We start from the raw sequence: 17116 nt of genomic DNA on the forward strand, positions 1-17116 counted from the left end.
TATAGATGCTTTTTGACGTAAATACCACTATTTTTGTAACAAAAAACTTCCACCCAGTGGAATTTAATCCTACAAGGTGGAAGTAAGTCTTACAAAGTGGAATTAACTTTTACAAGTGACCAATTTTACTTTATTTTATCGAAGTCCCTGAATGACCTCTATCGCTTTATCAAGCTGATTATCAGCTTCCGGATGATTCTCATCTCGTTCATGTTCCACTTCCACATCCGGAGTAATTCCCTTGCCGTTGATACTGCGTCCCTTTGGAGTAAAATATTCGGCAATCGTAAGCTTTACACAGGTTCCGTCATCCAGGTCGAACAATTGCTGAACAACGCCCTTTCCATAGGTCTGAGTTCCAACGATCGTTCCTGTTCCATAATCCTGTATCGCTCCGGAAAAGATCTCAGATGCGCTGGCACTGTATCCATTGACCAGAACAACCAGCGGCTGCTTAAACTGATGCTCCTCATCGGAGGTCATCTCGCTTCGCTTTCCATTCTTATCTTCCGTATATACAACCAGTCCTTCGGGAACCATAAGATCTACCATATCGCATACGGTACTCAGAGAGCCTCCCGGGTTATTCCGAAGATCAACGATCAGGCCATTCATTCCCTGATTTTCCAGATCTTCCAAAGCTGCTTTATACTGATCATAGGTCACTGCATCAAATTCAGACACTGCAATGTAGCCGATATTGTCTTCCAGCATCTGATACTGTACCGTCTGCGCCTGTATCTTATCTCTGACTGCTGTTACCGTAATCTCTTCTGCATCTTCACCACGAAGCACCGTAAGGTTTACCTCTGTTCCCTGTTCCCCTTTGATCTTACTGACAACCTCCGTAAGATCCTGACCGGTCACTTCCTCTCCTTCAACCTTATATAAGATATCATTATCCTGAAGGCCGGCTTTCATGGCCGGAGAATCTTCATAGATCTGCACCAGCGTAATCACACCGGAATCCATATTCTGACTGAGAACAGCTCCGATCCCGCTGTACTCTCCCTGAGTCGACTCATAAAGCGCCTGGGTCTCTTCCTCGTCATAATAGACGGAATACGGGTCATCCAGCCCACTGATATACCCTTTATAGATTCCTTCTTCCAGTTCATCTTCATCAACATCACCAAGATAATTCTGATCAATCAGTGTCTTGAGTTCAGATATCTTTGTCTCCGTTGTCTCAGTAACCGCTTCCTTTTTACCTGCTTTTATTCCACAGGCAGCCAATGCTGCAATCAATAACATAGCAAGGGCGCCAAAAAGCGCCCCCTTGAAAAAACTTTTTTTCTCTTTCATACGACTATGACCTTATCTCTCAAAAATAGTTCGCCGGATTCACCGGCATTCCGTTTAAATTCACCTGAAAATGAAGATGCGGACCGGTAGAATTACCAGTGGTTCCAACCGTAGCAATATTCTGTCCTTTGCTCACGGTCTGCCCCGCGCTGACAAATATTTGATGACAATGCATATAATAAGTGGTCAGCCCATTTCCATGGTTAATTACAATCATATTTCCTGCATTTCCGGAATATCCCGCAGAAACTACAGTTCCGCCTGCCGCAGCATAGATCGGTGTTCCTGTTGCAGCCGCATAATCAATTCCCTTGTGATTGGTACTCGCTCCGGGCAAAGGCTGTTCCCTGTATCCAAAATTACTGGATATGTAACTGTATCCGGGACACGGATGTGTAAATGTACCGTTACCGGTTATGACCGATCCTCCCGCAGTTCCGCCGGAACCACCTGCCGCCTGCTGCTGTTCCTGCTGCTTACGCAGCGCTTCTGCCGCAGCAGCCTCCAGTTCCGCAAGTTTATCCTGCGTATCTCCAAGATCACTTTCAATCTGCCCGATTTCCTCTTCCTTGCTGGCAATCAGTTCCTTTACATTCTCCTGTTTCTCGATCAGATCATCCTGCATCGTCTGAAGATCATCGTACTCCTCCCGAAGAGAAGTCTCCTGTTCTTCTACCTGCTGAACAATCTCCTGAAATTCCACCAGCATTTCCCTGTCATAAGACGAGATCGTTGATATATATTCCGCTTTATTCAAAAAGTCACTGATATTTTTCGATTCACAGAGTATTTCAATAAACTGGGAGTTTCCGCTTTCATACATATAACGAATTCTTTTCTTCATGCTTTCGTATTGATCGTTTTCATCAATCTTAGCCTGAATCAGTTCTTCTTCTTTTGTACTTATCTCATTTTCTTTTTCTTCAATTTTACCTTTTGTATCCTCCATCTCTGCCACTACAGATTCCAGCTGTTCTGCCAGAGATGCTTTTTCGTTTTCCGCGTCCTGCTTCTTCTTTTTTAATTCCTCCGCTTTCTTTTTCGTATCGTCTATCTCCGTGGCGTCCGCCTGCATCACAGTACCAAGAGAAAGCGCCAGAATCAGCAGAAAACTGATCATCCTCTTTCTTCGTATCATATGTATCTCCTTTCCGGAATATACCTGTTACACTTTTAAGTGCTTGCGGATCGTAAAGAAACTTCCCAGGAAACCAATTCCGACACCCAGCAGGACTCCGACCGGAAGTAATGTCCTGTATACACTTGTAACCGGGAGAAACTCCACAATATTACTCAACAGACTATACTTTGTCATAATATAGGTAATCGCCTTATCATACAGGAAGAACAATAAAACCAGAGGGATCAGTGCTCCCACAGCTCCAATGATCAGACCTTCTATCACGAACGGCGCCCTGACAAATCCGTCTTTTGCCCCGATATACTTCATGATTGCAATCTCTTCCCGTCTGACAGTAATTCCCATCGTTACCGTATTACTGATCAGGAAGATCGATACAGCAAGAAGAATCGCAATAATGACTGCTGACACGTATCCCACCAGTTTATTTACACTGGTAAGCGTCTTAGCCACAACATCGGATCTCTTTACCTTACGCACTCCATCCAGACTCTCCGCATAAGACACGACCTCTTTCTGCTTGGACACGTCTGACATATATACTTCATAGTTATCAGAATTGGCAAGCGGATTATCATCTTTAAAACCATCTGCCAGATCAGCGGATTCTCCAAAGTATTCATCCTTGAAACTGTCCCATGCCTCATCTGCACTTACATAGTTTACTTCCAGAACTCCATCCGTCTTCTCCAGGGCTTTTCCGATCTCTTTTTTCTCACTGTCTGACAATCCTTCTTCGAAAAATACGGTTATGGCAACCCCTTCTTCTGCCTTTTCCACCATGTAGTTAAAGTTCACTACAATAGAATAAAACAAGCCGAACAAAAAGATACATGCTGCCATCGTCGCAATAGATGCGATTGAGAACATACTGTTTCTCTTAATGTTCTTTACCCCTTGTTTCATTGAATATCCCAACGTACTAATTCTCATTATTATACCCACCTTTTTTCTCGTCGCTTACAATGACTCCCTTCTTCATCGTAACGACGCGCTTCTTCATCTCGTTTACAATCTCCTGGTTGTGTGTAACTACCAGAACTGTTGTCCCTCTGTCATTCGCCTCCTCCAGAAGCTTCATAATCTCCCATGAATTTGTCGGATCCAGATTACCTGTAGGCTCATCTGCCAGCAAAATCGTCGGTTCATTTACAATCGCTCTTGCAATCGCTACTCTCTGCTGCTCGCCACCGGAAAGCTCCTTCGGATAGGACTTATACTTCTGAGCCAGTCCTACCAGTGACAACGCAGCCGGTACCTTTTTCTTGATCACACGGCTCGATGTCTCAGTAACTCTCTGTGCAAATGCAATATTCTCATAGATATTTCTATCTTTCAAAAGTCTGAAATCCTGAAATACAACTCCGATTCCTCTTCGATACATCGGAATCTGGCGATGTTTCATTCTGTTCAGATTACATCCATTTACAATAATCGTTCCGGACGTAGGCTCCAGCTCTTTCATGATAAGCTTGATCAATGTCGACTTCCCGGATCCACTGTCACCTACAATAAACACAAACTCTCCCTGTTCGATCTTCAGGTTTATGCCATTGAGTGCTGCAACCCCTTTTGAGTACTCTTTCTTCACGTCTCTTAGTTCAATCATACTGTCCTCCTAATTATTAATACTCCAACGACTCCATATACTTCATATATTTTACAACCATAAGCGCAATCTTAAAAGTAATGGCATCTTCAAACACACGCAGATCAAGACCGGTACTCTTCTGGAGCTTATCCAGTCGGTAAACCAGCGTATTACGATGAATATACAATTGTCTGGATGTCTCTGACACATTCAGGTTGTTCTCAAAGAACTTATTGATCGTCGTCAATGTCTCCTCATCAAAGTCATCTGGAGATTTCCCCTCAAAAATCTCACGTATGAACATCTTACAGAGAGGAATCGGCAGCTGATAGATCAGGCGCCCGATCCCAAGCGCACTGTATGCGATCACATTCCGATCTCCAAAGAAGATCTTGCCAACATCCAGTGCAAGCTTTGCTTCCTTGTATGACTTTGATACTTCCTTAATATCATTTACAACTGTTCCGTACGCGATCAGAATATCCTCTTCCCCATCTTCTTTCAAAAGCTCATACATATTCTGAGCTGCCTTTTCCAGTTCTACATGACCGTCACCCGGCTCCAGTTCCTTTACAACGATAATATTCTTCTCATCAACAGCAGTCACAAAATCTTTGATACGATTTCCCAGAAGGTTACGGACATTATCCAGCGCATTACTGTCTTTTTCATGCTTTGTTTCAATAATAAAGATAACACGTCTTACTTCTGTGTCAATATGTAATTTTTTGGCACGATTATATATATCTACCAGAAGCAGATTATCAAGCAACAGATTTTTTATAAAATTATCTTTATCAAATCGTTCTTTATAAGCAACCAGAAGATTCTGGATCTGGAAAGCTGCAATCTTTCCAACCATGTAGACATCATCACTGCCACCATTTGCAAGAAGAATGTATTCCAGCTGATGCTCATCAAAAATCTTAAAAAACTGATATCCTTGCACGACCTGACTGTCTGCCGGAGATTCCACAAAAGAAACTACTTCTCCTGCATAATTTTCTTCATCCGGAAACGTACTTGCAAGGGATTTCCCGTCCGTATCCATTACACAGAAATCAATCCTTGTAATTCCTTTCAATCCTTCAATTGTACTTTGAAGTATTTGATTAGATATCATATCTATCTCCTCCACTCTTTTCAATATGCACTTTTCACAACGAAACAAAGTGCCTTTCGTGCGAAATGCGGATTTTCATGTATTATACTAATATATATTACCAAAAAAATAAAGAGGAAATCAAACTTTTTTGTTGATTTCCTCATGTTTTCACAGAAAATACATGTTTTTCAGCATGTACATAGTGACGAAAAGTAATTTCTTATTTTTTTCTTATGATTCAGCCTGAAATTGAATCTGTTCTTTTTCTCTTTTCCAGTTCTCGCTTCAGAATATGACGTAAAAAAAATTGAGCGATCGGCCCATGTCCAAGAGATACATCTCCGGTAAACGAAACCGACTTTCCCACTCCCATCCATATTCTGATATCCAGAAGCTGTCTGTTCCTGACAATAAACTCTTCCTGAAGCGGCGAAGACAGTGCTGAAATCACACAATCAACCTCTCCACCATTAATCGCATTTACCAGCATATCATCTGCCCGATTCTGTGCAGAGACCTTTGCCAGCCCGATGATCTGCATTCCTCCATAAGAATGCTGCAGACAATTATAAACCGATTGTCCTTCTTCTTCCGACTCAACCAGAAGATACACTCTCTTATGATTCTTATGGAGATATCTCATAAACATTTTAAGAAATACCTGTTTTCCCGTCTCCTGAAGGTACTTGCGATCCGAAATATCAGCCGCCTCCAGAATCGTCTTATTTCCGGCCAGAACCAGGTCGAATTCTCCAACTTTCTCCTTTAATTCCGGCAGATCGTCCATCCGCATCAGACTGTCTATCGTTACAAACTCCACAATATTTACGGGATCGGATACCAGATATTCCATGGATCTTTTCATAGCTTCCTTTGCAGAACAGGCTTCTATCTCCATGTCCAATATATTAATCCTGTTGTCCATATCTTCACCTGCCAATAGTATTACCAGTTTTTCGATTATAGCAAATGAATATTCTGTTTTCAACTATTTGGATTAAATATTCACACTAATTAACATTCGTAATATTTTTGTCATGATTTTGCATTTCCCGTCTTCTCTTCGTCATCAACCCTCCGATTCTTCCGGTTTCTTTTGACGAAAGAGACTTCCATCCTTCCTGAAGGACCAGATCCAACAGTCCCAGTTCATCTGCAATTTCATATTTCATCTTTTCTTCCTGCGTCAGTTCATCCAGTTTGACGGGCTTTTCTTTATTTGCTGCCATATTGATACCCCTTTCGTTTTAAGTAAGTATTTCCTTTTTCCTGAAGAATATACAAAAAGAGCCTTTGGAAGATATCCAGGTCTTATTACCTCATCTTCCAAAGACTCCTGTATAGTCTGACGCTTCTCGCTTTTATCAGAACGGCTGATCCGGAATAATAATCGCCGCAATGATATATGCGAGAATTCCCGATCCCACCATGCATGCAACCAGCACTGTTGCAAGTCTGACTAATGTTGGATCCACATTAAAATACTCCGCTAATCCTCCACATACTCCACAGATCATCCTGTTGTCTCTTGATCGATATAATCGTTTCTGTTCCATATTGTTTTCTCCTCTTTTCTCTGTACATGAATACCCTGGCCTTATAATCCGTGATGACTTTCTTCTATTTCCCGAAAATCAATCTTGATCTGTCCGATTCCACACTCCAGGCTCATCTCTTTTCCGGCTCCGTTATTGACATAATCATCATGACCGATTCCCGAATAGTGTCTGTCTCCGCATACAATCTCTCCGACTCCACAGCTTATATCATAATTGTAATCATTTTCACATCCGTCCATTGTGAGACTGATCTGACCGATCCCGCATTCCATATCCATCTCTTCTGATATTCTTCCATATGCTGTAACACTTCCTGCTCCACAGCTAATCTCTGCATCGCGGGCATCAAAATACTGAATATTGACTTCACCGGCTTCGGCATCAACGGAAAAGCTGTTGGCACAGATGGATTCCAGCTCCATCTTTCCTGCTCCTATATCCAGAGAAACCTCTTCAAAAATCATATCCCGCGGAATAGAGACAGTAATTGTCCCTACATTCATATTACTCCATTGCTTCAGATTCTTCTTTGTCTCCAGATATAACGTTCCATCTTCCTCATAAGAATAAAATCCAAGCCGTTCACTGACTCCCTTTGTCTCTACGGTAATCTCTGTATCATCCACAACTGTCACCACTATATTACCGGCAAATAATTCGCCTTCAATCTCCCTGATATTGCTGTATCTCTGCACGGAATCAGATGCCAAAATATCTGATTCTGTGTCGGATCCGGCACCATCGTTGTCGTCGCTGTCCCTGTGATCATCTTCTTTGATCCAACCGATCCCGTTCGGAAACCGTTCTTCAATCATCTCTGTTGTAACTCCCATCATAAGCGAAACAATACAGCATATAAGTCCTACTGCCGCGGTAACACCGCATACGATCCAGAATATTTTCCACCCTTTTTTCATAACTTAAGCCACCGCCTTTCTGTGAAATGGCAGACGACACAACCACACAATTCCCCTGATGATGCCCGGAAATACAATTGTACAGAGTCTGAACCCGGCAATCGTCCCAATCACACCGATTACCGTCAGGATAAGCCCTGTTCCAAACAGAGCAAGCCCTACTGCGATCGTCGGAATCATGCTGAAGATACCGGTACATATCAGTGTCACTCCTGCAACTGTAATTGCGGCAAATGCAACCACAATTGCAATAAAGATACAGAATACTGCTGCCAGACCCCCTAATATTACTGCCGCAATTCCCAAAAGCAGCGGTATGGCAACTGGTGCCGCAACGAGAATGATCGCAATGATCAGAAGAATCTTCAGTCCCCTGCTTGTCTTTGCATCCGGCCGGCTTGTTCTCTGATCCTGTTCCGCCTCCTGATATTGATACTGATATCCTTCCTGCGCTTTCTCTTCGCTCTCTTTTGATTCCTTCGGATACTCCACCACAGGATTCTCCACAGTATTCTCTGCCTGTCCGCTTATATCCGCCTTAATATTGGCCGCAACCTTTGCAGGACTTTCCAGCTCGCGGATCACCTCCTGTTCATTTTCTTCTCCTGCATCGTCAAAATAATCATTATAATATTTCATTGCATCCACACGTTCATATTCCGGTACATCCTGCAGCAGTGCTGCCAGTTCTGTCATAAATTCTACGCGAGTCATGCATCTGCACCTCCCTCAAACAACTCATTAATCTTCTTTGTATAGTTTTTCCACTCTGACTCATATAAATTCAACTGTGCTCTTCCCCGTTCTGTAACTTTATAGTACCTGCGGTTCCGACCGTCAAACTGCCGGTCATACACTTCCAGACATTCATCCTTCTGAAGCCTTCTGAGCACTGGATATAACGTCGATTCAGATACATCTATCGCCCGTCTTACATCCTGCGTAATCTTATATCCATACGTTCCTTCCACTTCCCGGGACACAACTGCCAGTACAATCGCATCCAACAGGGCAGCTCCGGCATTGAATACCATAAGCTCACTCCTTTCTCAGATTATGCTGCTCTTTCAAAACATATTACATATTACATATTCAAATAATATTATTTTGTTAGCTATATTATATGTCGTATAATATATTTTGTCAACATATATTATATTTTCTTTGAGAAAATATTTATATATAGATTGCGCCCTCTGTTACATCAAAAAAAGGGCAGGATGAATCCGAATTCTTTCATCCTGTCCTTTTTTTATAGAAATATCTCTTTTTTCATGGTAAATGAATAGATGATCTTTTCCTTTACAGGCTTTCCGGTCATCTGTGTCAGTGCCTTTGCATAGTAATCCAGCTGTGCTCGATACCTGTCTGCCAGTTTTTTCGCATCATAGATTTTATCAGTCTTATAGTCCAGAACTATCAGTCCATCATCTTCTTCAAAATATACATCGATGATTCCCTGTACCAGAATCAGATCTCCACTTTTCTCTCCCGGATACAGTTCATCCGCATCCACTCCCAGTACAAATGGCTGCTCCTTTCGCAATCGTTTCCGGCCGGCAGCGTATCTTATTCTCTGTCCCGTCTTCGTATTCAAAAAGTACAGAATATCTTTCACTCTGATACAATCTGCCATATCCTGCGTCATCTTCCCCGTTTCTACGTATCGTTTCAGCTGCTGATTCAGCGCCGCCTCGTCGTATACTTCAGAAAACTCCAGCAGTTCCATCACGCGATGGTAAACCGTACCTCTGGAAGCACCGGTCAGTTCTTCTTCCTCCTGAAGGAATCCCGGAATCAGAGGAACTGCTTCCGGCTCCTCATACAGAAGCTCTCCCTGTTCTTCATCGGCTTCTGCCGCCTGTTCCATTGCATAAGCCCGTTTCTTTAATTCAGAGACTGTATATTTCATTTTCTGCGAAGAGCCGGTTGCGTACGGATATTCATAACTGAACTGTTCCTGTATCTTCCAGGCGACCTCCTGATCATATACTCTGTCCGTATCCCAGTGTTCCAACACCTCTTTCGTCATCCTCGCAGCAGCTTCTTCTTCTACCTCTTCTCCAACTATGTCCTCTATCGTCAGAATCTGAAATGTAATCGGACTGTCCGTCTTCAGTCTCAGAAGCGCCGGAAGCACCCAGTCCCAGTAAGAAGATGCCGTACTCAGACGTTCAAATGTCAGTTCTTTTCCTTCCTGCCAGCGGGCCATTCCGTAATCTTCCATTTTCTTTTTCACATGGGAAAGTGTTCCTGTAAGAATCAGCTTTTCTTTAGCTCTGGTAAAAGCAACATAAAGAACACGAAGCTCCTCTCCCAGACTGTCCAGTACTTCCTCTTTCTGAATTACCTTTTTTATGATTCCCGGACTTTTTGTTCTGCGTTCCAGATCCACCGCATCCAGCCCGATTCCCAGCCCGGCATGCAATACCACACTGCTTCTGGCGTCCTGAAGATTAAAGCGTTTTCCCATACCTGCCACGATCACGATCGGGAACTCCAGTCCCTTACTTTTATGGATCGTCATAATCCGCACCGTATCCGACTGTTCATCTTCCATGCTTGCCTCACCATAATCCACATCATACTTCTGAAGCTGTTCGATGTATCTTATAAAATGGAACAATCCTTTATAGCTGGTACTTTCGAAGGCTCTGGCTTTCTCAATCAGCATCTCAAGGTTCGCGCGCCTCTGGCTTCCTCCCGGCATAGCGGATACAAAGTCTCCATACCCGGTTTCTTCCAGTATCTTCCACAAAAGCTCATGCATAGGCGTATATGGAACGACTTTCCTGAACCGCTCCATCTGCCCCAGACATCTATCCAGCTTTTCCCGGATCTGTTTTTGTGTACCATTCACCCGGTACTCTGACGCGGCCTGATAGAAAGGCACATCTCTGTCAAAGCTTCTTATGACTGCCAGTTCTTCCTCTGACAGGCCCCCGACCGGAGAAGACAGAACTGCCGCAAACGGAATATCCTGCATCCGATTATCCAGAACACGCAGGTAATCCAGAATCGCTCCGATCTCCTGTGTTCCAAAATATCCTTCTCTGGTGCCTGCACATGCCGGAATCCCTTCACGGCTGAGCACTTCAGTAAATACGTCTGCATATCCACGAATACTTCTGGTAAGAATTACAATATCAGAATACCTTGCCGGACGAAGCTTTCCTGTTCTCTTGTCTACCACCTTCTGTTCCCGAATCAGGGTCCGGATCCGTCCTGCAATCGCCCTTGCCTCTAATTCTCTCGCGGACATATTCCGGTTATCCGTATCTGATGCTGCAGATTCTGTCTCCAGCTCCTCTTCCCATGCATCAACATCACGGTCAATCACCAGAACTTCCGTATCCAGATGTTCTCCTGCGGGATACTCTGCACCCGGATACAATGCCGCCTGATCGTCATATATGATCCCACCCAGATTTTTTGTCATAATCTGACGGAAGATATCGTTTACACTTTCAAGCACCTCTTTGCGGCTTCGAAAATTTTTATGAAGATCAATCCTCTGTGTCAGGCTGTCTTCTACATCATAGGTGTTAAATTTCTCAAGGAACAATTCCGGTCTGGAAAGCCGGAACCGATAGATACTCTGCTTGACATCTCCAACCATAAATACATTATATCGGCCCGATCTGCAGGTTGAGATACTGTTCAATATCGTTTCCTGAATCAGATTGCTGTCCTGATACTCATCAATCATGATTTCCACAAACTGCTGCTGGTATTCTTCCGCAATTACAGAAGGCACCAGACCTTCCTCTGTCTTTCGGGTCAGTATCTGAAGTGCATACTGTTCCATATCCGAAAAATCGATCATATTCTGAGCCCGCTTCTTCTGCTCAAACTGCTCTGCAAACTGTTTCACCAGACCGGTCAGTTCAAGTACCGCAGGATAACATGCTTTCAGATCGCGGATCATCACCTGTGGATCCTGATAAAAATACTGCTGGGCCAGACTTTTCACCACACCTTTTACCTCTTCACGAATCAGTTTTACCTGTTCTGCTTTTTCTTCAGACACACTCTTATCCCGAAGCGGAGCCAGTCTCACCCAGCTGATCTTCTGCATTTTTTCTGACAGGTGCCTATATTCTCCTATACTAAGAAGTTCTTCGACCAGCTGATGGTCATTGAGAAGAGCATTCTCATAAACCGCCGGTCCGTCTTCTGACTGGCATATCAAAAGTCCCTGTTCCACCATAGCTTTCGCATCTTCCAGATAACTTCTTACGTTGTTCATCACTGTCCGGATGCCCGGGCTATTCTCCAGCTCCGATACCGTCTCCACCTCATAAGCTCTTACACAGGAATCCAGCCATCCGTCAGCATCCGGATAGCTTCTGGAAAATTCATAGATCTTCAGAATCAGCTCCTCGATCTTTTTATCACTCTTTCCGCCGCCATAAGCATCTGTAAAATCCAGAAATCGCTGATCCGCTTCCTGATATTTTTCTTCCAGTATCTCTTCCAGAACATCATGGCGAAGAAGTTTTAATTCCCCCTCTTCTCCAACCCGGAATCCCGGGTCAATACTGATCGCAGGAAAATGATCCCGGATCACTGACAGACAGAAGCTGTGAATTGTAGTGATCTGCGCATTGTGAATGAGTGTTGCCTGCTGCTTAAGGTGTTCATCCCGTGGACATTCCTCCAGTTTTTTCTCAATGGCATTCCGGATTCTTTCTTTCATCTCCGCAGCAGCCGCCTCAGTAAATGTCACAATCAGCAGGCGATCTACATCAACCGGCTCCCGGTCTCTGGTAAGCATCGCTATGATACGTTCTACCAGCACGGCCGTCTTTCCCGAACCGGCTGCGGCAGAGACCAGTATATTCCGGTTTCTCAGGTCAATGACCTTCTGCTGTTCTTTTGTCCAAGTCATACTCATGCCTGTCCGTCTCCTTTCTCCTGCTGTCCCTGCCGCGCTCTGATCATAGTGGCCATTGCCTCTTCCTTACTCGTTTTACCAATGTCACGGTATTCATATCCCGGAATCTTCCGGTCAAATCCACACACATGCCTGTACGGGCAGTAATCACATCCCGTCTCCTGACCTCTCAGATAAGGGGAAGGCATCGTATCTCCGCTTAATATCTTTCTCCTGGATTCTTCAACCTTTTGCACTGCATATGACATCATCGCCCGGAACTCTTCGTCCGAAGCCACTCTGGAACTTTTTGCCAGACTTCCGTTTTTATTGTATCTGACCGGAACCGCAAGCGATTCTCCCTCTTTTCGATGTTCCAGATGTGCAAGCGAATCTTCACTCAGATTAATGATTCCATCCGGCTTTAATGCTTTTAAAATTGCTTTCTCCAGCTGTTCTTCCTGCTGCTCCACCAGCGGATCCTGTATCCGGTAGTAAAACACACCGGCCGGAATGATTTCCCTCTCAGGATGTCTCCTGCTCTCATTTTGCACCGCTGCCTCCATATAAACCATCAGCTGGAGCTGAAGCCCATGATACAGCGCCACCACATCAAATGACTTGCTTCCGGTCTTGTAATCCATAACCTTCAGATAGATCTTATCTCCATCCTCGCATGTATCAATCCGGTCGATCTTACCGCCCAAAAACCGCATCTCATAAGCCTCCGGACGAAAATCTCCTGCCTTAAGCTGTTCTGTCAGAGCCCATACGGTACGCTCCAGCATCCGTTTCATACGCATGATCATGTATTCATTTCTTGCAGAACTATAGAGTACAGAATTTCCGTAATCTGTAATCGCCACATCCACACTCTCATCGATCAGCTGTTTTCTCTTTTCTTCAGATATGCCGATCCACCCTTCCGGCTGCGCTGCTGCCCTTCTGGAATATTGTTCCAGTGCACTGTGACAGACATTTCCCAGATCAACTGCCTGAAACTCATATTCCTGACGCTCACTCAGCTGCAATCCATATGCCAGAAAATGCGCATATGCACAGGAAGCATATTTTTCCATGCGTGTAATACTGGTTTCAAAATGCTCTCCATACAGCTTCTTTGCAACGGCTTCTGTCAGTCCGTCTGCCGGACACCTGTAATATCCGGCATTCAGAAGCTCATCTACCTTCTGCTGCCACTTTGGATTCTTTTTATACCAGGTGTACAGCTCCTGCCACACCTGATCCATTGCCTCATATCCTCCCTGGAATCCCCGGATCAGGTATTCGATTCCCTGTTTTTCCGTAAATTCATGATCTGTCAGCGTTTTGTCTTCTTCCTCTTCCTGCACAAGAAGCGGATACAGCTTTTTCAGTTCCTGTACCAGATAAGAAGGACGCATACTCTTCCCCTCCGAGGATACCTTACTGTAATAGATCTCCAGTCTTTCCGAAGGTTTGGTCAGATTCATATAAAGATAAAACTTTTGTACATACGCTTTTTCTTTTCCTCCAGGAGACAGCGGCAACTTCTCTATGGCAAACTTCTCCCGGTCCCTCTCAGACAAAAGTCCCGTCCGAAGCAGAGATCCCGGAAGCTGGGAGTCATTCGCCCCAACAAAGAACAGGGCCTTAATATCTTTTAACCTGGTCCGCTCCATATCTCCTGCCACTACCTGATCAGTGCTCGGCGGGATCACTCCCACACGGGCTTCTTCAAGGCCGGCATCCAGCAATTTACAATATTCATCCAGAGAAACCTTCTCATCCCCCAGAAGTTCTACAAACTTGTCAAATAATTCGAGCACGATCCGATAGACCTGCGCATATTCCTTTGCCAGGGCCAGTTCTCCGGCTTCCTGAAACGCTTCTTCCTGACGAGCCAGTCTGTCCTGAAGGTTCTCTTTCACCATAAATTCATAGACTGCCAATGTAATATCACGTACTGTTTTCTGCTTTTGCTTCAGCACATACATCAGTGCATCCACCTTTTCAACCAGCATTACACGGGAATGATTCAGGTGTTCCAGTTCTTCTTCTTTCATTCCCTTCAACCGGCGGATCCATCTTTTCTGCCAGTTTTTATATCCGCGAATTCCCAGACCGATCACATAATTTTCCAGTTCATCCACTTCATCAAAAGTATACCCCGCCAGATTCGTGCGTAAAAACCGGAAGACACTTTCATACGAAAAGTTCTGCTCTGCCATATTCAGAAGACTTCGGAGATATTCCACGAACGAATTCAGCAGAATACTTCTCTTATGATCCATAAATACCGGAATCTCATACATGGAAAATGCCCGTTCCAGATAATCTCCATATACATCCATATTGCTGACGATCACACCGATATCACGATATCTGAGTCCTTCCTTTCTCACCAGTCTCCGGATTCCCTCCGCCACAGCTTCCGCTTCTTCTTTTGGATTTCTCGCAACATGGATCCTGACAGAATCCTGTGGCTTTTCGTAAATATCGCTGTCATAACGGAACAGATTGCGCTCAAGAAACGCAAGCGGCTCATTTTCACGAAAACGATATACGGGTCTGTCATATAAGCAGACCGGATCTTCTATTGCTATCTTCTTTTCTTTTGCAAGCTGTATCAGAGTCGTCACCATCTGCTTACTCAGTGCAAACAGCTGATATGGATGGCGGTAAGAATATGGATTTTCCCGTTCATCCATTGTCACCGTGATCATCACCTTACGGCAATGTATGAACAATTGCAGGAGCAGACGATTCTGAACCGGTGTAAATCCCGTAAACCCATCCAGCACCACCGTACTGTTCTTCAGGATATCTGACCGTTCCACCACGCGGCTCAGTACATCCAGAAGTTCTTCTTTCGTAATATATTTTTTCTCAAGATAATCCTGAAATCCTCTGTAAAGGATGCGGATATCATTTAATTTATAGTATAATCTGGAATCTTTCCCTGCAGACTCCATCATATGTTCCAGCTCTTCTTCCCGAATATCATATTGAGTAAATTCAGAGATAACAGATTTTACCTCACTGATATAACCAAGCTTCTTCATATTGCCGCGCAGGACTTTTAATTCTTCCTCATAATCTGCTGCAATCTTACGAAGGATCAGGTTTTTTCCCTCATCGTCCAGAACCGGAAGTGTCTCTCCTCCCGTCTCTTCAAACACACGATATGCCAGTCTCCCAAAGCTCAGTACATCGATATTCATAATCCCATGCCTCGGATGCATCATCACCAGATCTTTCTGCGTCTGCATGGTAAACTGCTCCGGCACAAGAACAATATAATTACGTTCCGGAAAACGCATGGATTCCTCGATCACATGCTGGTATAGATATGTTGATTTTCCTGAACCTGAAGGTCCGAAAATAAATTGTAACGGCATAAAACTCCTCCTGAAAACATACAAGATCAGGTCTATTTTAACATTTTCTTTTTCCGACCACAATGACAGATTCTGGTCGTCCCCTCCTCATCCCCGGAATACAGAAAAAAACCGGCGATGTATGCCACTCTTATGATGGCTGAAACACTGCCGGTTTTATTCATATTATATGATCACGATATTCTTTTGACAGGAAATATAATGCCCGGACTTTATAATGTCCTGAGTTTCTCTGCAAATTCATTACTCAATGTCATTTTTGCAACATAGAACACATCGCCGGTCATGTAGACGCTCCAGTCATCCTCCACTTCCACCTGCAGATCTCCGCCAGGCATATGGACGATCACTTTATTATTCGTCATTCCAAGCTTATATGCAACCCCTGCCGTCGCACATGCTCCCGTTCCGGATGCCCTTGTATAGCCGGCTCCTCTTTCGTAGATCTCAATCGCAATATGCTCTTTATCGATCACCTTCATGATCTGCGTGTTGATACGGTTTGGAAAATATCTTGCAATCTCGGAATAATCACCGATCTTGCATACCAGAGGTTTTGAGATCTCCCGCATCGGGATCACACAATGCGGATTACCGATCGATACACAGGTAACCGGATACAGTGTTCTTCCAAACACCATATCTTCATTGATCACTTCTCTTCTCTCTCCGGTCACCGGAATATCATCGCTCCAGAAAGAAAGTTTTCCCATAGACACTCTGAGACGGCTTCCATCCTCGTTTAAGAAGGTTACTTCAACGGGTCCGTTGCCGGTATATAATTTAAAATTCTTCTTCTGAACATAAGATGCATCTTTCAGATATTTTGCAAAGATACGAACTCCATTTCCGCTGGTCTCTGATTCACTTCCGTCCGGATTCCATACCTTTACATACATTCCTTTCTCCTGAAGAATCGGTCCCTCCAGGATACCGTCTGCCCCAATTCCCTCGTTACGGTCACAGATCATTTTTACATTTTCCGGTGTCAGTTTCAGTTCGTTTTTATTCGGATCAAATACAATATAATCATTGCCAAGTCCATGATATCTCTCTAATACAACCTTCATAACATACCTCCATCGTCTCAGTCTCCTGCCGGCGCAGTATTCCCTGATCATCTAATTACATGATATCAGGCAACATTTCCCGTTTCAAGGCAAATAATGCTGATAATATTGCAAATAATGCTGTTTTGCGATACTATGAAGAAAGTAAAAAAGAAGCATCCCAGACATCGAA

The 17116-nt window shown here is 44.0% G+C and carries 14 protein-coding genes; all 14 read right to left on the bottom strand.

Annotation, left to right across the window (positions count from 1 at the left end; genetic code table 11):
* Positions 1-135: 135 nt before the first annotated feature.
* The 14 genes from ABE547_RS01790 to dapF all read right to left on the bottom strand — a co-directional run bounded on the left by ABE547_RS01790 (position 136) and on the right by dapF (position 16944).
* On the bottom strand, positions 136-1305 hold the full coding sequence (locus ABE547_RS01790) for a S41 family peptidase (protein ID WP_347377162.1): 1170 nt from the start codon (positions 1303-1305) through the stop codon (positions 136-138).
* A 19-nt stretch (positions 1306-1324) separates the two neighbouring features.
* Positions 1325-2443: a peptidoglycan DD-metalloendopeptidase family protein gene (locus ABE547_RS01795; RefSeq protein WP_347377163.1), complete on the bottom strand. Its 1119-nt coding sequence runs from the start codon at positions 2441-2443 to the stop codon at positions 1325-1327.
* A gap of 27 nt (positions 2444-2470) precedes the next feature.
* Positions 2471-3379, bottom strand: coding sequence for a permease-like cell division protein FtsX (ftsX, locus tag ABE547_RS01800; protein WP_347377164.1), 909 nt, complete (start codon positions 3377-3379; stop codon positions 2471-2473).
* Complete coding sequence (gene ftsE, locus ABE547_RS01805; protein ID WP_347377165.1) at positions 3369-4055, bottom strand: cell division ATP-binding protein FtsE; 687 nt, start codon at positions 4053-4055, stop codon at positions 3369-3371. The genes ftsX and ftsE overlap by 11 nt, the downstream gene beginning before the upstream one ends.
* 16 nt (positions 4056-4071) lie before the next feature.
* The gene (locus ABE547_RS01810; RefSeq protein WP_347377166.1) at positions 4072-5160 is read right to left on the bottom strand and encodes a helix-turn-helix domain-containing protein; all 1089 of its coding nucleotides are present in this window, start codon (positions 5158-5160) and stop codon (positions 4072-4074) included.
* A 220-nt stretch (positions 5161-5380) separates the two neighbouring features.
* A complete protein-coding gene (locus tag ABE547_RS01815) occupies positions 5381-6067 on the bottom strand; it encodes a WecB/TagA/CpsF family glycosyltransferase (RefSeq protein WP_235249681.1) in 687 nt (228 codons plus the stop codon).
* A gap of 85 nt (positions 6068-6152) precedes the next feature.
* Complete coding sequence (locus tag ABE547_RS01820) at positions 6153-6371, bottom strand: small, acid-soluble spore protein, alpha/beta type (RefSeq protein ID WP_235249682.1); 219 nt, start codon at positions 6369-6371, stop codon at positions 6153-6155.
* Between the two features lie 135 nt (positions 6372-6506).
* Entirely contained in the window at positions 6507-6698 is a 192-nt protein-coding gene (locus ABE547_RS01825; protein WP_235249683.1) for a PspC domain-containing protein, read from the bottom strand.
* A gap of 41 nt (positions 6699-6739) precedes the next feature.
* The gene (locus ABE547_RS01830; RefSeq protein WP_347377167.1) at positions 6740-7618 is read right to left on the bottom strand and encodes a DUF4097 family beta strand repeat-containing protein; all 879 of its coding nucleotides are present in this window, start codon (positions 7616-7618) and stop codon (positions 6740-6742) included.
* Between the two features lie 3 nt (positions 7619-7621).
* Positions 7622-8332, bottom strand: a complete 711-nt coding sequence (locus ABE547_RS01835) for a hypothetical protein (RefSeq protein WP_347377168.1) — start codon at positions 8330-8332, stop codon at positions 7622-7624.
* Positions 8329-8652, bottom strand: a complete 324-nt coding sequence (locus ABE547_RS01840; RefSeq protein ID WP_235249686.1) for a PadR family transcriptional regulator — start codon at positions 8650-8652, stop codon at positions 8329-8331. Before ABE547_RS01840 ends, ABE547_RS01835 begins: the two co-directional genes overlap by 4 nt.
* Before the next feature lie 218 nt (positions 8653-8870).
* Positions 8871-12515, bottom strand: a complete 3645-nt coding sequence (gene addA / locus ABE547_RS01845) for a helicase-exonuclease AddAB subunit AddA (RefSeq protein ID WP_347377169.1) — start codon at positions 12513-12515, stop codon at positions 8871-8873.
* Positions 12512-15874, bottom strand: a complete 3363-nt coding sequence (locus tag ABE547_RS01850; protein ID WP_347377170.1) for a PD-(D/E)XK nuclease family protein — start codon at positions 15872-15874, stop codon at positions 12512-12514. The genes addA and ABE547_RS01850 overlap by 4 nt, the downstream gene beginning before the upstream one ends.
* A 212-nt stretch (positions 15875-16086) precedes the next feature.
* Entirely contained in the window at positions 16087-16944 is an 858-nt protein-coding gene (dapF, locus tag ABE547_RS01855; protein ID WP_347377171.1) for a diaminopimelate epimerase, read from the bottom strand.
* Between the last annotated feature and the right edge of the window lie 172 nt (positions 16945-17116).

The organism is Dorea sp. YH-dor226 (assembly GCF_039832105.1).
Taxonomy (GTDB): Bacteria; Bacillota; Clostridia; order Lachnospirales; family Lachnospiraceae; genus Dorea_A.